The organism is Oceanospirillum sediminis (genome assembly GCF_014164585.1).
GTDB lineage: Bacteria > Pseudomonadota > Gammaproteobacteria > Pseudomonadales > Halomonadaceae > Oceanospirillum > Oceanospirillum sediminis.
On the sequence record NZ_JACJFM010000004.1, the window covers coordinates 38,710 to 63,652 of the forward strand.

Here is a 24,943-nt window from a genome sequence, read left to right on the forward strand (position 1 = left end):
CAGTCTGAATTAGCGTAACTGGTTTAAGAAACGTAAATCGTTGTCAAAGAACAGACGCAGATCATTAACGCCGTAACGCAGCATAGCCAGGCGCTCAACACCCATGCCAAACGCAAAACCGGTATACTCTTCAGAGTCAATACCCGAGTATTCAAATACTTTGGGGTGAACCATACCGCAACCCAGAACTTCCAGCCATTTACCATCACCGCGATCAATATCCACCTCAATGGATGGCTCAGTGAACGGGAAATAAGATGGGCGGAAACGTACTTTTACATCATCTTCAAAGAAGGCTTTCAGGAACTGCTCCAGAATACCTTTCAGATCAGCAAAACTGATGTTTTTGTCGACCAGCAGACCTTCAACCTGATGGAACATCGGCGAATGGGTCTGATCTGAATCACATCGATATACGCGCCCCGGACAGATAATGCGAATAGGCGGCTTTTCAGATTCCATTGTGCGCACCTGAACCGGTGAAGTATGAGTACGCAGAACGGTATTGGCATTGAAATAGAAAGTGTCGTGCATCGCCCGCGCCGGGTGATGCGCAGGAATGTTCAATGCTTCAAAATTGTGGTAATCGTCTTCAATTTCCGGGCCTTCTGCCACGCTGAAGCCGATTGAGCCAAAGAAATCTTCAATTCTCTGAATAGTCTTTGTGACCGGATGCAGACCACCTACGGTCTGACCGCGACCGGGCAGGGTTACATCAATCGTTTCTGCTGCCAGTTTCGCCTGCATACGGGCTTCTTCCAATGCAGTACGACGCACATTCAGTTCCTGCAACAAAGCATCTTTCGCCTTGTTAATTTTGTCACCGGCTACAGGGCGTTCTTCCGGAGACAACTTACCCAGACCTTTTAACAGCTGGGTTACTTCACCTTTTTTACCGAGATATTGAACTCGGATCTGATCCAGTGCCTGAGCATCGCCGGCTTCAGCAATGGCCGTCTGGGCCTGCTCTACTAGACTTGCAAGATTTTCCATCGTCAGTGGGCTCCACAAATAAAAATAGGGGAAGACGTAAGCGCCTTCCCCTATTCAAAGACTCATGCTGTTCGCACGGTCATCATCATTATCTGGTGCCTTATGCACCTGAAAACGATCTTAAGCCAGCGCTGCTTTCGCTTTCTCAACGATGGCAGCAAATACCGCTTTCTCATGAACAGCCAGATCGGCCAGAACCTTACGGTCAATCTCGATATTGGCTTTCTTCAGACCAGCGATGAAACGGCTGTAAGACAGGCCGTTAATGCGAGCTGCAGCATTGATACGAGCAATCCACAGAGCACGGAACTGACGCTTACGCTGACGACGGTCACGGTATGCGTACTGACCTGCTTTGATAACAGCCTGTTTAGCTACACGGAATACACGGCTACGAGCACCGTAGTAACCTTTAGCTTGCTTAAGAACTTTCTTATGACGACGACGCGCCACTACACCACGTTTTACGCGAGGCATAACTTACTCCTGACGTTAGAATTAAAAAAATTACAGATTTGGCAGCATGCGTTTTACTAACGCCTGATCCGCAGCAACCAGCTGCTTCATAGGGCGCAGCTGACGCTTACGCTTAGTCGATTTTTTAGTCAGGATGTGGCTACGGAAAGACTGCTTGTGCTTGATTCCGTTACCCGTTTTGCGAAAACGCTTTGCAGCGCCGCTGTTTGATTTAATTTTCGGCATTGTAAACAATACTCCGCATTCGATTTTTCTTAATCTGATCAACAGAAAAGTCACTTATTTCATGACAGAAGTAATCTGAGCGAAAAAAGCGACTTCACACGAAAGATCAGGCTTATTTTTTCTTCTTAGGCGATAACACCATGACCATCTGACGCCCTTCCATTTTTGGACGAGCCTCAACAACAGCCATATCCCCCAGGTCTTCCTCGATGCGATTCATCAATTTCATACCCAGTTCCTGGTGAGCCATCTCACGACCACGGAAACGCAGCGTGATTTTAGCTTTATCACCGTCTTCCAGGAAACGTATCAGGTTGCGCAGTTTTACCTGATAATCCCCATCTTCCGTACCAGGACGGAACTTAACTTCCTTGACTTTAGTCTGTGTCTGGTTCTTTTTCTGAGCAGCTTTCTGCTTTTTCAGCTCATACTGATACCGACCGTAATCCATAATTTTACATACAATCGGATCAGACTTAGCGATTTGAACCAGGTCCAGATTGGCTTCCTGAGCGGCTGCTAATGCTTCTGACAAAGGAACAACACCAACCTGTTCCCCTTCTGCATCAATTAACCGCACTTCCTTAGCACGAATATTCTCGTTGATCGGTGCAACTTCAACGTTGCGACCTCTAGGGTTATTCCGCTTAATAGCTAAATCTCCACTATTTTATTGTTAGCGGTTAAAGCTCAACAACGCTTCAACCTGCTCAATGCTCATGCTGCCCAGATCTTCACCTGATCTTGAACGCACCGCGATTGTTCCAGCCTCAACCTCTTTATCACCGATAACGGCAAGGTAAGGAACTTTATGAATCGTATGTTCACGGATTTTAAAGCCGATCTTCTCGTTTCTCAAGTCCGAAGATGCACGGAAACCCTTATTTCTCAGAGTTTTTTCAATTTGCTGGCAATAATCGGCCTGTTTATCCGTAATATTCATGACTACCAGCTGTTTTGGTGCCAGCCAGGTTGGCAATGCGCCAGCATAGTGCTCAATCAGAATACCAATAAAGCGCTCGAAAGAACCCAGAGTTGCACGATGCAGCATAACCGGGGTCTTACGTTCACCTTCGTGATCCACGTACTCGGCACCCAGGCGACCCGGCATTGAGAAATCTACCTGAATGGTACCACACTGCCAGACACGATCCAGACAGTCACGTAGCGAGAATTCAATCTTAGGGCCGTAGAATGCACCTTCACCAGGCAGCAGTTCAAACGCCAGACCTTTGGCATTCAGTGCATCGGACAGCGCAGTTTCGGCTTTATCCCAGACTTCATCAGAACCTACTCGCTGTTCAGGACGAGTGGACAACTTATACTCAATATTGGTAAAACCAAAGTCAGCATACACTTCATGCAGCAGATCGATAAACTCGGACACTTCAGATTGAATCTGATCTTCAGTACAGAAGATATGACCATCATCCTGAGTAAAACCACGCACTCGCATCAGACCGTGCAGAGAACCTGAATACTCATTACGGTGACAAGAGCCGAACTCCGCCATACGCAGTGGCAGCTCACGGTACGACTTCAGCCCCTGGTTAAATACCTGGATATGACACGGGCAGTTCATCGGCTTAACAGCGTAGTCACGATGCTCAGAGTGAGTAGTGAACATCTGTTCATGAAACTTATCCCAGTGACCGGATTTTTCCCACAGTGTACGCTCAACCACCTGAGGCGTTTTAACCTCTTTATAGTCATGCAGATCCAGCTTGCGACGCATGTAATCTTCGATGGTCTGGTACAGGGACCAGCCTTCCGGATGCCAGAACACCATACCTGGTGCTTCTTCTTGCATATGGAACAGACTCAGCTGCTTACCCAGTTTACGGTGATCACGCTTCTCAGCTTCTTCAAGACGATGCAGATAAGCTTTCAGGGCTTTTTTGTCGGCCCAGGCGGTACCATAGATACGCTGCAGCATCTCGTTATTGGAGTCACCGCGCCAGTAAGCACCTGCAACTTTCATCAGTTTGAAAGCTTTGATATGACCAGTTGACGGTACGTGAGGCCCACGACACAGATCGATAAAATCGCCTTGCTGGTAGAAAGACAGCGGCTCCTCACCCGGAATATCCCGGATGATCTCAACCTTATACTTCTCGCCTTTCTCTTCGAACAGCGCTACCGCCTCATCACGAGACAGCACAGAACGCTCTACCTTGTAGTCATTCTTCGCCAGCTCTTTCATGCGCGCTTCGATTTTCTCCAGATCTTCTGGAGTAAACGGACGCTCAAAGGCGAAGTCATAGTAGAAGCCATTATCCACAACAGGACCGATAGTCACCTGAGCACTTGGAAACAGATCCTGAACAGCCATAGCCATCAGGTGCGCACAAGAGTGACGAATGGTATCCAGGCCTTCTTCATCACGAGCCGTGATGATCGCCAGCTGCACATCCTTGTCAATCTGGTAAGACGTATCTACCAGAACACCGTCTACTTTACCGGCCAGGGCGGCTTTCGCCAGACCAGCACCAATATCTGCAGCTACATCATAAACTGTAACTGCCTGATTAAATGAACGCTGACTACCGTCAGGAAGAGTTACTACAGGCATAACACCAGATCCTATATCAATTAAAGCCGACCCCTACCAAAGGCCCGCCGATTTCTGATTAGAAATACATATTTACTTGAAGGCGGCGGATAATAACACTTCATTTACGGCTAAGCTATTGCAATTAAATGAAAGATTTTACATACATAACATTGTCTTGCTTGCTAAACTTAATGAAAGCAAATTGTGACAAAACTGGCAGAAAAAAATCTTTTTTCGTGCCAGAATCCCTCCCTTCAACAAATAAGATGCTTTTACACTAAACGGACTAAGCACGGTTGAGAAAAATATGTACACAGATAGCAGTGATTCGTCTCTGATGATGCTGGACACACTGAACGATATCGGCATCGCCTTATCCGCTGAAAGGGATATGGAAAGTCTTCTGGAAACTATTCTTGTCTCGGCTAAGGATCTGACAGAAGCTGACGGAGGCACCCTCTATCTGTATAACGAAAAACAACAAAGTCTGGAGTTCACCATTGTCCGCACACTATCTCTGGGAATATCCCTGGGAGGGAAAACCGGACACCCTATCAGCTCTAACTTCAAGCCTTTGCCATTATTTCTGGAAGATGGAAACCCTAACCAGCAGATGATTGCTGCTTATGCAGCCCTCAGTGGACAGACAATCAATATTCAGGATGCCTACGAGGTCACTGAGTTTGATTTTTCAGGTACCCGAAAATTTGATGAAAGCACAGGTTACAGATCAAAGTCTTTTCTGACAGTCCCTATGACCAATCATGAGAATGACATTATCGCTGTGCTCCAGCTACTGAATAAAATTGATACTGAAACCGGAGAAGTCATCAGTTTTTCCCAACAGGATCAGAAACTGGCTGAATCACTGGCCTCCCAGGCCGCTGTAGCACTGACCAATAAACGTCTTATTGATGAACTGGAAAATCTGTTCAGCGCATTCATCAAAATGATCGCAACAGCGATTGATGAAAAGTCACCACACACGGCCAACCACTGCCGCCGGGTTCCTGAAGCAACCATGATGATTGCCGAAGCTGCTCATCACAGCGATATGGACTACTTCCGGAATTTCTTTATGGAAGATGCTGATCGCTATGAACTGAAAGTCGCTTCCTGGCTTCATGATTGTGGAAAAATCAGTACACCTGTGCATGTTGTTGAAAAAGCAACCAAACTGGAAACGATACATGACCGTATAGAACTGGTCGCAGCACGCTTTGAAATACTCAGGCGGGATCTGGAAATCAATATGCTGAAACAGCGCATTGCCGCTCTGGAAAATGGCGAAACCAATCATGCGTCTATAATTGAAAACTATGAACAGCTGGTGAAATCGTTATCTGAAGATCTGGCCTACGTCAGGCGCTGCAATCAGGGAGGAGAGTTTATGCCTGATGAGCAGATAGCACGGGTAGAAGCCCTGTCTAAACTGACCTGGACAGACCTTGAAAATAATACTCAGAATTTGTTAAGTGACGATGAAGTCAAAAATCTGTCTATTCGCCGGGGAACAATCACGGCAGAAGAGAGAGATATCATCAACAATCATATGACGCTGACAATCAGAATGCTTGAGCAACTGCCTTTTCCTAAACACCTCAGAAAAGTGCCAGAATATGCAGGAGGGCATCATGAACGTATGGATGGCAGAGGTTATCCAAGGGGACTGACTCGTAATCAGATGTCTATCCCTGCCAGAATTATGGCGGTTGCCGATGTATTTGAAGCACTGACATCTTCTGACAGACCGTACAAAAAACCGATGCCACTGAGCCAGACCCTGACCATTATGGGACGAATGGTTGAAGATGACCACCTGGATCCGGACATTTACAGACTATTTGTCCACTCCGAAGTTTATAAAGAATACGCAGAGAAATTTCTACGACCTGAACAGATTGATGAAGTCAATCATGAATCGTTGCCAGGTCTGGATAAAGAATACGCAGAACCAACAGAAGAAGGATAACAAAGCAATGTGGATTTCGATTCTTGGTTGCAGCGGGGGTATAGGCCCTGGCAATCGGACAACGTCCATTCTGATCGATGATGATATTCTTCTTGATGCTGGCAGTGGTGTTGGCGATTTACAGCTGCAACAAATGAGCAGAATACGACACGTATTCATATCGCATTCACACCTGGACCATATCGCTTTCCTGCCTTTTCTGGTGGATAGTATATTCAGTCAGATCAAACAACCTATTCAGGTTTATGGTCTGCCGGAAACAATCAAAGCTCTGAGAGATCATATTTTTAACTGGGTGATCTGGCCTGATTTTTCTGAACTGCCAACCAAAGATAATGGCGTAATGTCCTTTAATGAGGTATCTGCCGGGGATGTCATAACCATAGACCAACGATCTATCACAGTCGTTCCTGTCGAACATATCGTACCCGGCATAGGATTTATCGTTACCAGTGAAAACAGCAAGCACTTTGCATTCAGCGGCGACACTGCAACAAACGACTCTCTGTGGCACGCCCTGAACCAACTGGATAACCTTGAGGCACTTATGATAGAAGCTGGATACCCTAATAGCATGGAAAAACTGGGTACACTGGCGAAGCATTACACCCCCAGGTCCCTGGCAAAAGACCTTAAGAAGCTAAAGCACAAGCCTCACTTACTCATATCCCATATTAAGCCAGGCCTTGAGATACAGATATCCGAAGACTTACACCAGGAACTTAAAGACTATCAGCTGACCTGCATTAAAAGTGGCGATAGCCTCCAGTTTGATTAACTGTCGGCTATCTCTTGTAGCACACTTAATTATCAGCGCCCGATTGGAGCATCCTGTTTGATTCGATGCTGTCTGACAGACCAGAAAGCCTCAGTCTGCCAGCGAAGTTCATATGAATACTGCACATGCCTCTGGTTCATATATCGGAGAAATGCTCTGTCGATATGTGAACAGTAACTTCTCAGAACATCATCTTCCCGATGAAATAACCATTTATTAATAAGATCTGCAGCTACTTCAGCATCATCAAAGGCGCAAGCAATACCAGAAGATGTTAAAGGATCCATACCAATAGCGGCATCTCCTACTGCCAGCCAGCCAGGGCCTGCAACCGTCATTAATCTGTCACTATTGGCAGAAAACGGTCGGATCTCAGCGTTACGATCAGGACCTCGGGTATAATCAAGAACTCGCTTTGTTTCAGATAGCAACCGGGCAAACACTTCAGGTTCATTCAGACATTGTTCCCTGATCAGAGGCAGGTCAGTCATAAGTGCTATCAGCGTTTTTTGCTCACTAACCTGGTTAATAAACCACCAGCCATATGGCACAGCTTCTACATACGAGTATTCACTCAACAGATTATCCTGAGCGATATCCTCATCAACCCAGGTTGCCAGACAAGTCAGCTTGTCAAAAGCCCTGCGCTCTATATCAAAGCAGCGACCAAGGATACTATTTCGACCACTGGCATCAATCACCATATCAGAAACGACCTGAACATTACCTTCCTTACAAGCCAGTGTCAGCTCCCACTTCTGCAGCCTTCGCTTCAGGCTTTCCAATCGATAGCCTGCAATGATATCCACCCCCATCATCCGGACATCATCTTTTAAAACAGCATCAAACTTCTGGCGATTTAATCTCCAGCCACCCTTAACCTTATATGAGAAGTCCTTGAAATTAAGCAGTTCATTACCCCAGGAGCTGCAATTCCCCTGATAGCTATAATGATCGTCCTCAATAAATCTGAAACCAGCGGCTTCTATCTGATTACGGGTCAGAGCAACAATGGATTCTCCAAAAGAGTCTTCGACCCTTCCCCTATCCGGGTCTACAATGCAGATGGAACTGACCCCTTGCCTGATAAGGGCAGCAGCCAGAGCACATCCTGCAGGACCCGCACCTAAAATTGTGACATTAATATTCATCAGGATTAGCTATTCAACCGTTCCACTGTGCGTTGCACTTTTGATAATAAGCGGAAAGAATCCGACTTATACCCCGGCCATGTAAGATGACACATCAGCAGATGTGTCATCTTAATTCAGTTCCTGTAGATACTGAGCATTGCGAGAAATAACTCTCCATTTTTATAACACTTCAGTATTCAGTCAATTAAGCACCTGAACAAAGGCTTTTCTATAAAAGACTATCGTATTCTCAAACTAACGGCAGGAGAATCTCAATATACGTTTATTCAGATATATTACCCAGAGTCAGAATAACAACACAGACTCCAGCAGAAACTAATCATCATGAATAGTCTGCATGTGCAAAAATAGGCACATTCAGTCCACTCATTTATATGTAAACTTGCCTGATGATAATAATTATAAATAAAAAGTATCAATTACAGCGCATTACATCATACCAGATACCATTCAGTTACATACCGAAACAATTAATACCATTATTGAATGAAGAGCATAAACAGAAATACAAACTGCAGCTTTCAGATAGTATTTATGGCCGGTAGCGACAATATATAATCATATACTGGATATCATATCAGGAAGTAATTATATGAAACGTATGGTTGGCATTTCGCCTGCTCTGGCTGCTGCAATAGCCGTAATATTCCCGTTCGCCGCCTTAGCTGAAGCAATATCATCAGACAGCACACCACCGGGTCAGAAAGCAAACCTCATCGTATCGACACCTCATGACAGACAAAAACTAAATCTGACGCTGTACCAGGGAGGCCTGGCATTGATACAGGATGGACGGTCTGTTGACCTGAAAGCAGGTGTACAGAACATACATTTTCAGGGTGTGACACCTGAAATTATTGCTGATAGTACTCTGCTCGATGGCTCCGGCTTCACAGTACGTGAGCGAACGTATACTTACGACCTGATTTCACTGGAAGCTTTACTTAAAGCTAATACAGGTAAAACGATACAGCTTCAACTTAATGGCCGTTATTTTGGTAGTAGTACGGGCCCTTATTTCGTTACGGCAAAATTGTTAACCGTTCAAAACGGTCGCATACTGATAAGTACTCAGATACCGGGTACGGAGCATGAACGTATACTGGCTTTATCCCTTGATGACTATGCTGACATGATCAGCTTTAACCATATTCCGGATAACCTGAGCGAGTCACCAGCATTATCTATACAAGTTGAATCAGATATAAACGGCAGAACCCCCGTCGCACTGACTTATCTGAGCAATGGTTTTGGCTGGGACGCCAGTTATGTTGCCGATCTGGTATCAGACCAGACACTTAATCTGGATGCCTGGGTCACACTACGAAACAACACATCGGTTCCCCTGAATAAAGCAAGAATACAGCTATTAGCCGGCGAAGTCAGCCGTGCTGCCCCAATGTATAAACACAATAGAATGGAGTCTGACAATGCACCCATGATGGCTATGTCAGCAGCTCCGGCAGGAGGAATGGAAAACCTGGGTGACTATAAATTATTTACATTACCCGGAGAGATTGACCTTTCGGCCAGACAGAGCAAACAGGTGAATCTTTTCAGCCACGAACAAGTGAGTATTGAAAAATCCTACACGCTTCCTATTGATCTCAGTCATAATACCAAACAACTCAAAGCCGATATCAGACTTAAGCTGACAAACACAGAAGAGTCAGGGCTGGGAACACCTATGCCAGCAGGTATTATGCGTTTTTACCAGCCTGACACATCCGGTCTGCGTCAGTTTATTGGAGAGGTTCGTATCCCTGACCTGGATAAACACCAGGAACATACAGCTCTTATCGGACGGGCATTTGGCTTATCAGCGAATAATAAAACCATCCGCTGGGACAAAGCAGGCTGGTTACAAGGGGAGCTGGAGTTAATTAACAGCCAGGACACAGCAATGACGGCAGATATTCTGCTTCAACCACTGCTTTACCGCAAGGATAACGATTATAAACGCATCCCGTTGTGCCAGACCTCAGAAAACCAGGAAATCACTCTGAGACTGAGCCTGCGGCCCGCTGGAGGGGAAGCTGATATTGTTCATGTCAGTCAGGAAGGTAATGGTGTCTGTAAAGTATCTGTCAAACTTAAACCTGATACGAAAGCATCATATCATTACGAATACCGTATTAACCCGGCAGGATGACTTATAAAATCAACAGCGATAAAGCCGGTATGCCAGACAGTATCTGGCATACCTTATTGTGTCATTAATGAAGTTTCATTTTTGGCCGCACTACCTTGCCCAGCTTTTCTGCCAGAATAATTAACACGGCTTTTGGCCAGCCATGAATCGCTATCTGATGCATCCGATACAGGGAGATATAGACGGCTCTGGCAATACGTCCCTCAATGAACATACTATTACTGGTCAGATTACCCATCAGGCTGCCTACCGTACTGTAACGACTCAGATTAACCAGAGAACCATGATCTTTATAAAGATAAGCCTCCGGTATTTCCCCTTTAAACACTTTTGTCAGGTTTAGCCGGACCTTCTCGGCCATCTGATGAGCCGATTGAGCCCTGGGAGGAACCCAGCTGCCATCAGGCTGTTCACAGGCACAACAATCACCAATCACCCAAATGTCAGAGTACCCCTTAGCCTGCAATGTCGGCTCAACCAGAATCTGATTATTTCTGTTAGTTTCAAAGACATCGAGCCGTGCAATAAAATCTGGCGCCTTCACACCTGCAGCCCAGATCATCATATCAGCTTTAATCAGCTCATCATCCGCTGTCACAAAACCATCTTTACAGGCTGAAGCTACCCGAACAGACTCTCTGACTTCCACTCCCAGTCTGACCAGTTCTTTTCGCGCAGATAACGAAATACGACCAGGCAGAGCAGGAAGAATTCTTGGCCCGGCTTCAATCAGGCTGATTTTAAGCTGCCGGGCGCTCATCCCCGGCATGCCATAAGATTTCAGCAAATCTGCGACATGGTACAACTCAGCAGACAACTCAACCCCCGTTGCCCCACCTCCCACTATGGCAATGTGCAGCTCTTCGGCTCTTTCCTGCTGATTAATACGAATAAAGTTATTCAACAGTCCATGATGGAAACGTTCAGCCTGTTGATGGGAGTCCAGAAAATAACAATGATCAGCAACCCCTGGAGTTCCAAAATCATTACTGACACTACCAACGGCTAATACCAGAATATCGTAATTCAACTGCCGTTCAGGCAATACAGGTTCACCCTCACTATCAAAAGAAGGCGCCAGCGTCACGGTTTTACTCTCTGCATTAAGATGGCAGAACTCACCCAGTTGAAACCGATAGTGATGTTTAGCAGCATGAGCATGATACACTACGCCATCAGTACTGGTATCCAGCGACCCAGTTGCTACTTCATGTAACAACGGTTTCCAGATATGCGTCCTGTTTTTATCCACCAAAGTCACTTCCGCTAATCTTTTTTTACCGTATTTTCGCCCCAGCTGAGTCGCCAGCTCCAGGCCTCCGGCCCCTCCACCAATAATCAGAATTTTTTTCATCGTTAATGCACCTGTTTAATGATATGGGACTGGCTTCTGTCGGATAAAATAACTGAAACAGTAATAACCAGTATCCGAAGCAGACAGACAGTCCCATAGCATCAGACGAGTAAAACAGGATGCTCATAATAAAAGCACTTTTAAAAATCGCTCTTCTGCCATTGACTGAAAGAGATCAAAAGACTCTTGTCAGAGCGGTATTCAGGCTGACACCCCTTACTTTCGTCTTATAAACTCTGAAAGTAAAGCCTTCTTTCGCACACTAACTCTACACCTGAAGCACTCAGAATGTGTGTGCCAGTCAGTCTTTCAGCACTCATCAGTGCAGCCTGATGACAAGGCAGAATACTACAAGAAAGCTTTTACTCATTTACCCGGCGCATGTTCTGTAAGAATGAGAAAGAAGACTATATGTATCAGCAGTGCCATGACTATAGTACCGGGGAGATAGTATTGAGTCTGTAACAGGAAAGGGATAACTGTGTTAACTTAAAGTAAAGACCGGGCAACCAGCAAAATACTGTCAGGAATCACTCAACGCAAGCGCGTACCCTCTTCAGAGAGTACGCATTTCAGAAACAGAGTATACGATCCCTTTAATCAGAATCAGACAGGCTCAGCCTGATTCTGATAATACAGCAAAGCATAATCCAGGTTCTGTGAAGGTATCCGCCCATCAAGCATTCTGGCTTTCTTACAATCCTCAACAGCCTGCCCGAATTCTTTCAGTTGAATGTAGCAAAAACCTCTGGAGTTCAGTGCCAGCGCATCATCTGGTTTATAACAGACGGCATTTGAGAACGAGCGTATCGCTTCGTGATAGAAATTTTCCCGCAATAAACGTGTTCCTTCCTCATAATAAGGGTTGTAATCTGATAACTGGTACGGGTTATTAATCGATTTGCGATAATCATGACGTAAGACATACAGCTTCTGCCTTTGTGGAGTCTTCTCTTTCTGGCAGCTACTGACACACAAACTGTGCTTATCACTGATAATCTCTCTGGCACTGGAAATAATCTCTTCCCAGTGTTCATCAGCTGCAGCATCCTTCCAGTCAACGCCCATGCGATAAGAACGATACTGTGTTTTCCCTACAGGTTCAGACAGATCAACCGATGCCAGTACAGGATCAGATGCAGGGTGATCTTTTCTGTCCGTCAGATAATATGCCCTGGTCCGCAACTGCCCTGAATCACTGGAACTGAATGCCATCATAAAACAAACATCACTCTGACTGGTGCAGAGTTCAAGTGCCACAGGGGACAGATTAATACCTGGCACTGATTGCAGAAAGTCAATCACATAACTCCAGGGTTCAATCACAGCAGTGAACAGCACCGGAGCAGACTGGCGCCGATCAAAGCTCAGTTTAAGGAAACACATACGACCGGGAAACCGGCTGGCCAGCTGTCTGAATGCAGAAAGAGTCACCGGCTCAACTCCGGCCTGACGGCTTAAATTACAGAGAGTGGTTTCAATGCCCGTAGCCCCGATAATGACATCAAACCCCTGTTCTTTAAGCACAAATTCTGTATAGCGGTCCAGTATCAGGGTGTCAATCAATCCTGATGCTTTATCATTTTTGACCTGATAAAAATCAGATAGCTGATAAATCTCAGATTTTACTTCTGCTTGTACACTTACCATCTGTATCACCTCCATGTACCTGCATTTATTTTTATCGTTCAGGTATATTTGCATGCAGGCTTATTTCGATAGTCTGTTAATATTTTTATCACTATAGAAACAGAAAGCCTGCGTTGTGGAATCAAGGATTCAGAAGAAAAACGGATGCTCTGATTAAAGTAGAACAGAATTTTTCAGAAGTGATAACAAGCTGAGCACTTTATGACATAAATCAAATACTATACAAAACACCTGAATATCAATGCCGGGTAAGAATATGCGTCAATAACGCCCGAAGTTTGCCAGGCTTGACAGGTTTGTTCAATACCGGCAACTCTAGCTGGCTGAACAGTTTTCTGGATTCATTACTCCGATCAGCAGTCAGCATGACAGCGGGTATATCCAGTTGAAAATAGTTTCTGAGTACAGCTACACAATCTGTACCTAATAGCCCGTCATCCAGATGAAAGTCAGCCAGAATAACTTCAGGTATAAAGCTCTCATCCTGACAAAGAGCCATTGCCTCTTCAGCATTATTCGCGCAGATAACCCGCCCGCCCCACTGAGTCAGCAAAGCGTCCATACTCAACAGGATAGAGTCTTCATTATCAACAACCAGTACGTGCCTGTTATGCAACAGCTCAGGGACAGGTTCTGAATAGCGAACTTTTCCGGTTACTACGGTATTCTCAGCGGCCAGAGGGACAGTCACTGAGAAAACCGACCCTTTACCCTCTACAGAACGAATACATACCGGGTGCTCAAGCATCCGGGAGATACGCTCCACGATCGCAAGTCCTAACCCCAGACCCTGACGATTTTTCCCCCGATGCTGTTCCAGCTGATTAAATTCTTTAAATATATGGCCTTGTTGTTCAACAGGAATACCATCCCCGGTATCCCACACCTGAATCAGTACATGCAGCCCTTCTTTTCGACACCCTACCAATACCTTTCCCGATGGCGTATAGCGAATAGCATTACTGATCAGATTTCTGACAATACGCATCAGTAATCTGGAATCACTGCGTACAGCCATAGAATTGGTGACCATTTTCAGGCTTAAACCTTTATTCTCAGCAACAGGCAAGAACTCTGCGTATAGAGAAGACAGCATCTGCCTGAGATAAAACTCATTAATATCCGGTATGACCGCATTCTGATCCAGACGAGAAATATCCAGCAGATCCGTCAGTAAGTCTTCTGCATTTTCCAGAGCCAGATGGACTTGCTCAACCATAGCTGAATCTATGTCTGGCAACTGACGCTCCCTTAATGCCGCAACCAGTAAACGAGCAGCATTCATTGGTTGCAGCAGATCATGACTGGCTGCTGCAAAATATTTATCCTTATTCCGATTAGCTTCCTGAGCTGCATCTCTGGCTAGTTTTAATTCATATTCAATCTGTTCTCTTTCGGCAATTTCCTGCAACAATTGCTCATTCAGAACGGTTAATTCTCGGGTGCGCTCATCGACCCTCTGCTCCAGGCCTTCATTTAAATGTTCCAGCTCTTCATTCAGTCTCTTATAACGGACTTTCTCTTCCTGAAGTTCATCCAGACGAGCAATCAATTCAGGGTAGTAGCTTTTACGGGCTGACTGCTGCCCCAGGCCGATCAGACTGGTTACCGCCTGCTCCTCCGTCTGCCCGGCAGCTGTAGCAGAAGTATCAGAGTGCTTCTTCATAGACCGCTTCTACATCACGCTGACTGGAGCGTCGGGGATTAGTAAGGATACAAGGGTCTGAGATGGCATGGGCAGATAACCAGGGAATATCTGTTTTACTGACTCCACTGGCAGCCAGTTTCTGAGTCAGACCAACACGCTCTTTCAGGTCAATAATTTGCTGAACCAGACGCTGGCGCACCTGATTGCTACTCAGACCACGAGTGTCCGTCCCCAGAGTTTCAGCAATCACTTTAAAACGATCTTCTGCATCCCGGTAATTGAAATCAACCACATGCTCAACAATCATGGCATTACACAGACCGTGGGGCAGATCAAGATAGCCACCCAGACTATGAGACATGGCATGAACAGCTCCCAGAATCGCATTAGAAAAGGCCAGCCCGGCTTTCATAGACCCCAGCATAACCTGCTCACGCAGTTTCAGGTCGGCTGTATCTGCAACCAGATCGGGCAGATGCTGATGTATCAGCCGCATCCCATCAAGCGCATGCATATCCGTTAAAGGACCAGCACCTGTCGATACAAAAGCTTCTATTGCATGAACCATAGCATCAATGCCTGTACAGGCCGTCAGAAAAGGGTCCATAGTCAGAGTTGTTTCGGGATCAATCAGAGCTACATCGGGCACTACAGCCTTACTGACAATGGAAATTTTAACTTTATCCACCTGGTCAGAAATGATTGCAAACTGGGAGACATCAGCCGATGTACCTGCCGTGGTAGGAATAAAAATCAGAGGGGGTATAGGCAAATCTATTGTATCAATACCTTCATAATCAAGAATATGACCACCATTTGCCGAAACAATACCAATACCTTTAGCGCAATCCATCGGACTACCGCCGCCCACAGCGACAATGACATCACATTGTTGCTCCAGATAACGCTCTGCTCCAAGCATTACTTCATCAGTACGAGGGTTCGGCGAGACCTCTGTAAAAGAAAAGTAGTCTATATTCTCTTCTTCCAGACAGCCGATAATATCCTGTAACCAGCCTGCAGCAACGACCCCCGGGTCAGAAACCAGTAAAACTTTTTTTGAACCGAATGTTCTGACGTAATTAGCGACAGATTTGCGAGCCCCTGCTCCGAATATAATTTCCGGCGAGACAAATTTCCGCAGATTCGAGATATCGTTAGCCATATGTTTGCTCTCCTGGCTCCGGCGCTTCCATAAAACATGACAACCCCTCTCTCAGGCCCTGAATCGTCATCACATCAGGTAAAACCGGTTACCAGCAATTGTTATTGTTATCAACGGCTGAGTCTAACTGATGCCCAGTACTATAAACAGGACCCAAAAGTACTGTTTTCACAACAACAAACTGATGCTATGGAGCAGAATATCACTACAACTCTGGAGGATATAGCCGAACTTCCCATACACAGGTGACATCAGGAGGAAAATATTGTGAACACTTTATTGGCTTTATCGCGTCAAAAGCAGTCCTTTTTCAGAAAGCAGCAACTAAAACATGGCTAAACTTTATGGGAGAATATATTGCCACTACTTTATCTGTTATCTACTTCTGACTCAGGAACCCCCATGCATCATACGATGTTCAACACACCAGTCATCAGTCATCTGCTACAGGCTTTTTCAATACTGGTTCTTAAACTGACAGGCTGGAAAGTTGAAGGCTCTTTTCCCGAAAATACACCAAAAGCAGTACTGATTGCCGCTCCCCATACAACAAACTGGGATATGCCCATCAGCCTTATGATGGCTTTCAGGCTACGCCTTCCAGTTTACTGGATGGGTAAAAAGTCTATTTTCAAATTTCCTTTTGCTTCTGTTATGCGTTGGATGGGAGGTATACCCGTCGAACGATCAAAATCAACAAACATGGTCGATAGCATTATTGAGCGTTATCAGGAAAACGATAAGCTACTGATCATGATAGCACCAGAAGGTACAAGGGCACGGGTTGAAGGCTGGAAAAGCGGCTTTTATCATATGGCAAAGGGTGCTGATGTCCCTATTGTTATGGCCTACATAGATTATGCCAATAAACGAGGTGGTATAGGGCCTGTTTTCTGGCCCACTGGCAATTATGAAAAAGATCTTGAAGAAATTCAATCTTTTTACCAGGCCTTTCGAGGTAAATACGATTAATAATTTGAACAAAAGCATCCCGGTATTCTCCAGCAGTTGGCAGGAATACGACGACTCTATATACAGGATTTTTTTGTTCAAGCGCTTAACTGAAGCCACATAGTATGATCAGACAGAATTAAAACAAGGAATACAATATGTATAAGCCTCTGAAGACACTGACTCTGACAGCGGCTCTGTCCTGGCTGCCATTTTATGGAACAGCTCAGGCCAATGAGCCTCTTACCTGTGTCAGCCTGGATACCAATAAAGGCGATATTGTATTGGTGCTGGATGAAAAAAATGCACCAATCAGCTCTCAGAATTTTCTGAAATATGTTAGCGATGGTTTCTATGACCAGACTATTTTTCATCGGGTAATTGATGGTTTTATGGTTCAGGGTGGTGGACTGACTATCGAGTTTCAGGAAAAAGAAACCAACGCACCAATTAAAAATGAATCCAATAATGGCCTGAAAAATATCAGAGGCACAATTGCTATGGCCAGAACCTCTGCTCCCGACTCTGCCACCTCTCAGTTTTTTATCAATACAGTCAATAACCCATCTCTGGATTATGGTGCCAGAGGAAAAGATAGCTGGGGATACACCGTCTTTGGTAAAGTCGTCGGCGGCATGGACGTCATTGATACCATCAGCAAAGTTCAGACCGGACGTTTACGACAACACAGAGATGTGCCCGCTGAAGTCATTATGCTTGAAAAAGCCATTGCATTTACCTGTGTAAAAAGAATCGTTCGTCAACAGTAATACAGATACCTGAACAAAAGTATCCTGATACTTTCCAGCCACTAGCAGAATAGTGCAGCTTTCAGCCAATAAACTTTTGTTCAGGTTTGCAGCTTATTCATCAATGTTTTTTTATATCTTAATTCCCTATTAAAAATAAGAACGCACTACAACATAAGCCTCATCTCATTTTATTTTATTGGTCTGGGAAATTCTATTTTTCTCAAGTGACTTTATTATTCAGCAGCTGACCTGAAAGATATAGAAACATCATCTATGCCACTATATATTACCCCTGTCAATTTACATTAAAGTAACTATTTACATAAACCCCCCGACATTTATATCCTTTTTCTCCCGCTATTGACTGTATAAGACTGTAATACTTATGCAGAATTATTCATATTTTATACGGGAATCAGTTCCCTCTGATAACTCTACGGAAGATTAATCACTATAGAAAAGGCCTTTAACACAGGTCAGCCCTGATAAACCGGGGTGCAATCAAAATTAATGGATAAGAGGACTTCATGATGAAATCAATCTCTCACAATCAGCCAAAACAAACCCGTAGCCATAACCGCCAGCAACGTGCAGAACTGATCTGTCATGGCGCGGCTGACGGCGGAGTAAAAGCATCCGGCTGGCTGGATATTCTGGGTAAAGCTGCCAAAGGCGCTCTGGGTGCTGTTATCTGATACAGCTTAAAAGGAGAAAACTCTGCGGTTTTCTCCTCCCCCTACACTACAGCAGGACTGAAAGCGGATGAAAACAGGAATTCTTTCATTGGAAAGCTGGAATGCCGGTCTGCTGATGCCTGGTTTATCTGAACTGAAGCATCACACCCGGGGCCACTCTGATATAAAGGTTGCAGTCCTTGATTCCGGTGTTGAGCATCATCATCCATTCCTTCGTCATCAGCAATTGCATCCCAGTCAGCATGCAGCAGAACATGGCACTCATATCTGTAGCGTAATCTCTGGCGATAGCCCGGATGGCTATTATCAGGGAATCGCTCCGAAAATAGCCTTAATTCCGATAGAAGTTTATCAGGCAACAGATAAGGGAGACCTGCTTCCCTCCAGCCAACAGGTGCTGGCCAGAGCAATACATCATGCCTGCGACTCGGGAGCTCATCTGATTAATATCAGTGGTGGTGATACAACACGCTTCAACAATGTACCAGGCGTTTTAGCAGATGCCTGTAAAAGAGCCTTTCAGGAGAACCGTCTGATTATCGCAGCCGCTGGAAATAACGGCAGCGATACGGTTCATACACCCGCCTGTCTTCCCGGTGTTCTCGCCGTCGGAGCTGCAAGCTGGGATAGTCGGCCATCTCAATTCAGTAATTTTGGTCAGGCTTATCAGAATAGTGCCGTACTGGCACCCGGTGAGGACATTCCCGGAGCAGGCCTGAATCATACTCTGTGCACGAAAACCGGAACCAGTTTTGCGGCACCTGTTGTGACAGCCATTGCTGCGCTTTTTTTATCTCTACAGAAAACACTCAATATTACCGTCTCACCAACAGAGATCAGAGAGCTGATTCTGCACAGTGCAGCACCTGCCTTTAAAGAAGAGAAACTGGAACCAGCAAGAGTTCTGGCCGGACGAATTAACCCTCTGGCTATGATGAAAATCTTTTTCGCCAGATATCAGATCAACCCGCAATCTGATTGCTTTCAGCCCGGATCAGGCAATCGGCCTGCCAGAATAACTCAATTATCAGAGGAACAAACAATGACAGAACATCAAATGCCTGCTGCAAGTCAGGATACACCCGGTTATTCAGCTCCTGCCACCGAAGGTACAATCCCCCGTGAACATAGCCCTCGAACAGTAACATCTGTTGCTAATCCGCAGCCATCATCCCCAGTAACGACTCAGCCCCACCCCAGGATTAGTGCACAAACCTCAACACCTCAGCATAATACAGCTCAGGTAGCTCCCCAGCCTGTTGCGACACCATACGACCACCAGAATCATCAGACAGTCGCTATAGCTCAACCCGGCATTCCTGCTTATGGACTGGTGACACCGGATATCCACCACTCAGGTTATCAGATAATTCAGCCGCAAAGCTCTGTAACAGGACAACCTCAACATTACATTGGACAACAAGGTGTTCAGAATACAACGACAGTATCCGCTTCGGGGGGCACTCATTCTGTACAGACTTCCGCTCTGCCCATGTCTGCATCAGACCCAAGGGCAGCCAGACAACTTATTTACTGTCTGGGCAGTATAGGTTTTGATTTTCAGATTGAAGCGCGTATGGATTACTTTATTCAGAGATTGGCTGAATATCAGGATGGTTCTCTTGATCAGAGACTGTTCCGATATATTGTTGAACATGATGACTGGGATAATGCTGAATTACTGACCTGGGTCGTTAAAATCGATGGCACCCCCACCTATGCGATAAAACCTCATGGAGCAGGTAAACGGGATTTATATCGTCTATTGGTATCCTGCCTTTACTATCAGCTTCCACCGGATAAAAGGCCTGTTATTGAACAGGAATTCTATACTTCTCAACAAAGAATGATTGCAGCCAGATATAATCTGAATTTGCACGATAATGGCAGACTGAATACAAAATACATCAGAGATAAGGATGAATTTGACTATCGCATATATATGGAGGATGAGGTCAGTCTGCATCGTTTAGGCGAGTATCAAAAACTACTGGTCGACCTGGTTGCTGTAGCCGGAGAAGTCATTGGCGAAGTACAACTGTACAATGGCTCTGTTGTTCCTCAGATCGAAGTTGTCATCTCAGGCCTCAGCCCATGGAATAAGGCAGGATTGATCGAGCAACAGGTCAGTATTGCAACGGGTAATCCGGTCGTCAGCGACTATATTAACCGTGCCAGCAAAGGAGATAACAGCAATCAGAAAGAAGCCTCTTTGCGGGAAGAGATTCATCAATCCGTCAGCAGAGCTCTGGAAAAAATTTACCACGAGTTCAAAAATAATGGCTTGAATGATGATGACCGGGCTATCAATTACGTCGGAACCAATATCATGAATCTGGTTGACGTGTTCAGTGATGTGTTTGAGGTCCTGTGCGAAAATGATAAGGTTTGTTCCAGATATGAGTTTGATAATGCTTATGTCGAAACAAGTAAAGTCCAGAGACCAACCAGCATTCTGAAAGATGTCATCCTTCGCTTTTTTGAACCCGGAAACCTGGATAAAGCCTATAAGTGCTATCGCTTCACTGTTGACGTCTCTGATATTAATCCGGTTATGGTAGAAGGAAAGCCAAAAGTATTTTATGAAAGCGCGGCCCGCTAATAATCAGAATCACAGCATAAACAAAGGCCTTTCAGTAAAGGCCTTTATCAGTAAAATTCCAGAATAAACCCGATTATTATGCATTACACAGATCGTCTGCGCAGTTAGCAGCAACAGGGTAATCTGAAATATCGATTGCTTCAGATGTTTCTGAACACTGAGTCATGGTCGGATCGACGGCTTCAGGATGGTCATCCATTTCTGACAGTTTGCCTTGCCAGTAACCAATATCTATCCAGCGATCAAATTTGTAGCCCATTTCGCCAAAGTGGGCGACTTTCTCCATGCCAAATTTTTCATGCAGCGCAATGCTGGCCTCATTTGGCAGAGTAATCAGGCTTATGACCATATTAAACGAACGGGACTTAAGCTCTTTAAATAGTTCATTGAACATTTTCGTCCCAAGTCCTTTTTTGTGAATAACCGGATCAAGATAAATCGTCAGCTCAGCAGTGTGGCGATAGGCATTCTTCTCTCTCCATTGCTTAGCGCAAGCAAACCCAAGCACCTCTCCTGTATCGTTTTCTGCAATCAGCCAGGGCATCCCCTGCTCCGTTACCTGACGGATTTTTTCCCTCATAAAATCAACAGAAATCTCCTTTTCATCAAATAATACATGCGTATTAACAATATAGTAGTTATAAATCTCCGCTAATCTTTCAGCATCATCCAGGCACACATCCCGAATCATAATAATTCCACCAAATCCTTCAATAAGCTGGGTCAGGTCCACAACCTGAAATTTACTGACAATTTATCCGACATCACAGCAACCAGACAAATTTGGTCGACAAAAATAGTTTTTTTTTATGTTAATGTCACGCTATATTTATACAAATATGTTTTATCATGGGGATCGAAAGCAGCATATGGCGACATATAAAGGCGCAAGAAAGAGGACTCAATGGGGTGGAAATTCAAACCATATAAAGCTCTGAGCAGTCAGAAAGCGAGAGTATCTAACCCAGCCAGAGGTTAAGCAGATACAAACCGGCAACGGCAATCAGCATAACTACAATATCAAATCCTGCCCCTATGGACACTTTATCAGGACGAATCATATTCCATGAACTAAGCCTGAGTTCAGATAGTAGTTTCTGAAAATCAGCTTCTGTCGCCACCGCATCTTCCGGCCAGATCAGAACATCTTCATCATGAGGGGCAGGGAGAGGTAAGTGTTTAACCCTCTGCCTTTCCGACTGCTGGAAGCGACATATTTGCACCGGCACACAAGCCTGCCATTTCAGCTTAGGGCTTTTTAATGACTCTTTAAGTAACTCATACCATTGTTTGTCACATACCACGGTGTTGACATCAGGCTTGCGATTATCCACAGGTTCATCAACAATACGGCCATTAAAGTGCACAAAAACCTGGTCCGCATCCTGCGCCAGCTGCTCTTCTATCAGAACTGGGATAAGCTGATTCGCTGAACGTCGCACACCTGCAGGAATATCTACATGATGGAAGCTGACAGCATTGGCTGGCAATAGTACATAAAGAGACATAACCTGCTTCTGATCTGACAACCAGTCCTTAAATCCATCCAGATCCGATGAAAAACCTTCATGTCCGTCATCAACCAATAGCCAGCTCAGAGGCTTTTCACTATCCAGCTGCAGTGACAGTATTACTGCTGCATTCATACTGTTTCCTTGCTTTTCTCTTTCAACACACGCTTTTCCCCGAAAGGCAGATAATTTCTGGATAACACCCGGATCGTTTCTTTTTCAGAATCCCTGAAAATAATACTGGTCAGCCAGCTTTTCTGTTCATGGATAGTAACAATAACCCTTAAGCGGAAGTACTCACTTCTCACCGCCAGGCGTTTTTTCAGACCAGCATCCAGCCCCTTATCGGTCAGAAACTGCTCAATACTACTGATTGGAGTATCTTCTCTGTCTTTCAGCCACTGTTCGGTATCAACCAATGACTTATTCAGCATTAAAGCCAGCTGTTCCGGGCTAATCCAGTTCAGGTTTGCTTTGGATTGGCCGGGAAAAGCCATAATAACCTCCCGTAACTCTGACCAGGCTTTTACGGGAGCGTCATTAATCAGAAGTAATTCCGAAATATCTGTAATCCGTGCATCCGGACTCCGGTACGGTGGCTCTTTCAGCAGATACTCATTATCTTCAGCCCCTAACAACCCTACCCTGTTATCATCATCATCCAGCCAATCCAGAGTTTGTTCTGCTACGCCCTGCGACACATCATACTGAGACATCAGGCGTCTGAAGTAGCTGTATGCTTCATTGTCTCTCTTACCTTCCTTATCAATCAGGCCATTGACATTAAACAGATGGTCCACAGGTTCAAGCTTCAGCAGAATTTCACCGGCATCATTCCCCTGCTCTGCAAACTGGTCCAGGGGAAAGCGCTCCAGCTTTGCCCATGCCTCTCCCCGATGATCCGATGCCTGATCACCTTTGAGGTTGTCTTCTTTGATGTCCTGAAGCAGTAAAGCCTGAACATAGCTTTCAACCCCTCGGGAATACGCTTCAAGTTGCTGACGATGCAGATAACTACCCGCTTGCTCAACCTGGATGGAGCCGCTGCTCATCATACGAATTGCCAGCACAGAAGCGATCGCAAAAATCAGCAAAACACTGATCAGGGCTACCCCTCGCTCATAACAGACAGAAGAAGGTTCCCGGAATAGAATTCTTAATTCAGATAAATTAGTTTGATTTAACGCCATTTACAGCCCATCCAGAGTAATCAGGCGTTGAATCTGACCATAGTTCCTGGTCTGGAAGCTCAGATCAATGGCTTTGGGTAACTGCAACATATCCGTTTGCCCCTGGTTATTCTCCATTGGCCAGCTGTCACTCCATTCATCTTCTTTGCCAAGCAGACGTATCTGCAGTCCCGATACGTTTTCCAGCAAAGTCTGGACCTGTGGGCGGGTATCCTGAGCTCTGTCCAGCACAGGCCATATCAAACGCTGTAGCTTTCCATCTTCGACCTGATAACCAATCCGAGTAAGCTCAGATTGTATTTCATCCGGGAAACGCCACCGTCCATTGCGAGTAAACTCAAAAGGTAAACCTCCTCGATAAGCGGCTGCTACGGCTGGTAAATCCCCTCCCAGTTCATCTTTTATTTTACGGGCAACAATATGTTTCAGATCCTGATCAATCAGTGCAACAGTTTGTTGTAACTGTGAAAATTCATCAGCATGCACTGACGTTTTCTGAAATGCAGAAACCACACTGTTCAGCATTCTGTAACCGGCAACACCGATCAGAGCAAAAATAGCTACTGCAATCAGCAACTCCATCAAAGTAAAGCCTTGTTCTTTACTCTGTCGGTTTATATGGCACCTGATGTTTCTCAGACTATGTCGGGCCATCATTCTGCTCTCAAAAATGCGGTCAGGTGAATCAGTACAGCCTCAGGATCTTCCTGCCTGCGAACCTCAATTTCCAGACGATATAGCAAAGGAGAGTTTGTTTGAATAACATCGGCCTGCAGATCCCATTGTCGATCAGCCATAGAGGCTTCTGCTTTCAGCATCCCAACATCCGGCGCACGTTCAGTCAGGCGTAATTCGTTCAACCAGTTATCAGCAACCCAGGCGGCAAGAACTTTATCTTCTATTTTCTGAGTCTGGCGCAAATAGCCCCCGGTAGCCGACACCAGACCAGCAGATGCCACGGATAGAATTGCCAGAGCAATCATCACCTCAAGCAGAGTAAAGCCAGCAATGCGCCTTTTATCTGCAGCGTCGGATGAATTATATCTTTGCTGTCGTCTTGTCATAAGACTCACATAACTTTTATATGGTTTTGCCTGCTCTGCTCTGTTGCCATAAGCCA

At 45.2% G+C, this 24,943-nt stretch carries 22 protein-coding genes; 7 read left to right on the plus strand and 15 right to left on the minus strand.

Translation table 11 applies throughout. From position 1 onward, the window contains the following. Window positions 1-9 precede the first annotated feature (9 nt). The 5 genes from pheS to thrS all read right to left on the minus strand — a co-directional run bounded on the left by pheS (window position 10) and on the right by thrS (window position 4,267). Window positions 10-993 carry a phenylalanine--tRNA ligase subunit alpha gene (pheS, locus tag H4O21_RS04310; protein WP_182807624.1) on the minus strand — a complete coding sequence of 328 codons (984 nt, stop codon included), beginning with the start codon at window positions 991-993 and terminating at the stop codon, window positions 10-12. A gap of 120 nt (window positions 994-1,113) precedes the next feature. Beyond that, on the minus strand, window positions 1,114-1,470 hold the full coding sequence (rplT, locus tag H4O21_RS04315; RefSeq protein WP_182807625.1) for a 50S ribosomal protein L20: 357 nt from the start codon (window positions 1,468-1,470) through the stop codon (window positions 1,114-1,116). A 30-nt stretch (window positions 1,471-1,500) separates the two neighbouring features. Then, window positions 1,501-1,695: a 50S ribosomal protein L35 gene (rpmI, locus tag H4O21_RS04320; protein ID WP_182807626.1), complete on the minus strand. Its 195-nt coding sequence runs from the start codon at window positions 1,693-1,695 to the stop codon at window positions 1,501-1,503. Window positions 1,696-1,807: 112 nt separating this feature from the next. Next, complete coding sequence (infC, locus tag H4O21_RS04325) at window positions 1,808-2,347, minus strand: translation initiation factor IF-3 (protein WP_368737520.1); 540 nt, start codon at window positions 2,345-2,347, stop codon at window positions 1,808-1,810. A 24-nt stretch (window positions 2,348-2,371) separates the two neighbouring features. Further along, window positions 2,372-4,267 carry a threonine--tRNA ligase gene (thrS, locus tag H4O21_RS04330; protein ID WP_182807627.1) on the minus strand — a complete coding sequence of 632 codons (1,896 nt, stop codon included), beginning with the start codon at window positions 4,265-4,267 and terminating at the stop codon, window positions 2,372-2,374. A 289-nt stretch (window positions 4,268-4,556) separates the two neighbouring features. Here thrS and H4O21_RS04335 point away from each other — a divergent pair, with 289 nt between their 5' ends. After that, window positions 4,557-6,221 (plus strand): HD domain-containing phosphohydrolase, encoded by a 1,665-nt coding sequence (locus tag H4O21_RS04335; RefSeq protein WP_182807628.1) that lies wholly within the window; start codon window positions 4,557-4,559, stop codon window positions 6,219-6,221. A 7-nt stretch (window positions 6,222-6,228) separates the two neighbouring features. Then, on the plus strand, window positions 6,229-6,999 hold the full coding sequence (locus H4O21_RS04340) for an MBL fold metallo-hydrolase (protein ID WP_220495505.1): 771 nt from the start codon (window positions 6,229-6,231) through the stop codon (window positions 6,997-6,999). A 32-nt stretch (window positions 7,000-7,031) separates the two neighbouring features. On the opposite strand, the gene H4O21_RS04345 is transcribed toward H4O21_RS04340, so the two are convergent. Beyond that, complete coding sequence (locus tag H4O21_RS04345; RefSeq protein ID WP_182807630.1) at window positions 7,032-8,150, minus strand: NAD(P)/FAD-dependent oxidoreductase; 1,119 nt, start codon at window positions 8,148-8,150, stop codon at window positions 7,032-7,034. A gap of 595 nt (window positions 8,151-8,745) precedes the next feature. On the opposite strand from H4O21_RS04345, the gene H4O21_RS04350 reads away from it, so the two are divergent. Beyond that, window positions 8,746-10,305, plus strand: coding sequence for a DUF4139 domain-containing protein (locus H4O21_RS04350; protein WP_182807631.1), 1,560 nt, complete (start codon window positions 8,746-8,748; stop codon window positions 10,303-10,305). Window positions 10,306-10,369: 64 nt separating this feature from the next. Here H4O21_RS04350 and H4O21_RS04355 read toward each other — a convergent pair whose 3' ends face one another. From H4O21_RS04355 to ercA, 4 genes are all read right to left on the minus strand, one after another. Next, window positions 10,370-11,659 carry an NAD(P)/FAD-dependent oxidoreductase gene (locus H4O21_RS04355; protein WP_182807632.1) on the minus strand — a complete coding sequence of 430 codons (1,290 nt, stop codon included), beginning with the start codon at window positions 11,657-11,659 and terminating at the stop codon, window positions 10,370-10,372. Between the two features lie 606 nt (window positions 11,660-12,265). Beyond that, the gene (locus tag H4O21_RS04360; RefSeq protein ID WP_182807633.1) at window positions 12,266-13,309 is read right to left on the minus strand and encodes a tetratricopeptide repeat protein; all 1,044 of its coding nucleotides are present in this window, start codon (window positions 13,307-13,309) and stop codon (window positions 12,266-12,268) included. Between the two features lie 238 nt (window positions 13,310-13,547). Next, window positions 13,548-14,975 carry an ATP-binding response regulator gene (locus tag H4O21_RS04365; RefSeq protein ID WP_182807634.1) on the minus strand — a complete coding sequence of 476 codons (1,428 nt, stop codon included), beginning with the start codon at window positions 14,973-14,975 and terminating at the stop codon, window positions 13,548-13,550. Next, on the minus strand, window positions 14,959-16,122 hold the full coding sequence (gene ercA, locus H4O21_RS04370) for an alcohol dehydrogenase-like regulatory protein ErcA (protein WP_182807635.1): 1,164 nt from the start codon (window positions 16,120-16,122) through the stop codon (window positions 14,959-14,961). Before ercA ends, H4O21_RS04365 begins: the two co-directional genes overlap by 17 nt. A gap of 402 nt (window positions 16,123-16,524) precedes the next feature. Here ercA and H4O21_RS04375 point away from each other — a divergent pair, with 402 nt between their 5' ends. From H4O21_RS04375 to H4O21_RS04390, 4 genes are all read left to right on the plus strand, one after another. After that, entirely contained in the window at window positions 16,525-17,094 is a 570-nt protein-coding gene (locus tag H4O21_RS04375; RefSeq protein WP_182807636.1) for a lysophospholipid acyltransferase family protein, read from the plus strand. Window positions 17,095-17,231: 137 nt separating this feature from the next. Next, window positions 17,232-17,843: a peptidylprolyl isomerase gene (locus H4O21_RS04380; RefSeq protein ID WP_182807637.1), complete on the plus strand. Its 612-nt coding sequence runs from the start codon at window positions 17,232-17,234 to the stop codon at window positions 17,841-17,843. Between the two features lie 509 nt (window positions 17,844-18,352). Further along, window positions 18,353-18,520, plus strand: a complete 168-nt coding sequence (locus tag H4O21_RS04385) for a hypothetical protein (RefSeq protein WP_182807638.1) — start codon at window positions 18,353-18,355, stop codon at window positions 18,518-18,520. 67 nt (window positions 18,521-18,587) lie between these two features. Beyond that, entirely contained in the window at window positions 18,588-21,122 is a 2,535-nt protein-coding gene (locus H4O21_RS04390; RefSeq protein ID WP_182807639.1) for a S8 family serine peptidase, read from the plus strand. A 76-nt stretch (window positions 21,123-21,198) separates the two neighbouring features. Here the strand turns inward: H4O21_RS04390 and H4O21_RS04395 are convergent, their stop codons facing one another. The 5 genes from H4O21_RS04395 to gspI form a co-directional block, all read right to left on the minus strand. Then, entirely contained in the window at window positions 21,199-21,855 is a 657-nt protein-coding gene (locus H4O21_RS04395; RefSeq protein WP_368737517.1) for a GNAT family N-acetyltransferase, read from the minus strand. 226 nt (window positions 21,856-22,081) lie between these two features. After that, complete coding sequence (locus H4O21_RS04400; RefSeq protein ID WP_182807641.1) at window positions 22,082-22,768, minus strand: type II secretion system protein GspL; 687 nt, start codon at window positions 22,766-22,768, stop codon at window positions 22,082-22,084. Beyond that, entirely contained in the window at window positions 22,765-23,823 is a 1,059-nt protein-coding gene (gspK, locus tag H4O21_RS04405) for a type II secretion system minor pseudopilin GspK (RefSeq protein WP_182807642.1), read from the minus strand. The genes H4O21_RS04400 and gspK overlap by 4 nt, the downstream gene beginning before the upstream one ends. Then, window positions 23,824-24,480 carry a type II secretion system minor pseudopilin GspJ gene (gspJ, locus tag H4O21_RS04410; RefSeq protein WP_306667865.1) on the minus strand — a complete coding sequence of 219 codons (657 nt, stop codon included), beginning with the start codon at window positions 24,478-24,480 and terminating at the stop codon, window positions 23,824-23,826. Further along, complete coding sequence (gspI, locus tag H4O21_RS04415) at window positions 24,477-24,887, minus strand: type II secretion system minor pseudopilin GspI (RefSeq protein ID WP_182807644.1); 411 nt, start codon at window positions 24,885-24,887, stop codon at window positions 24,477-24,479. The genes gspJ and gspI overlap by 4 nt, the downstream gene beginning before the upstream one ends. Window positions 24,888-24,943: the final 56 nt, after the last annotated feature.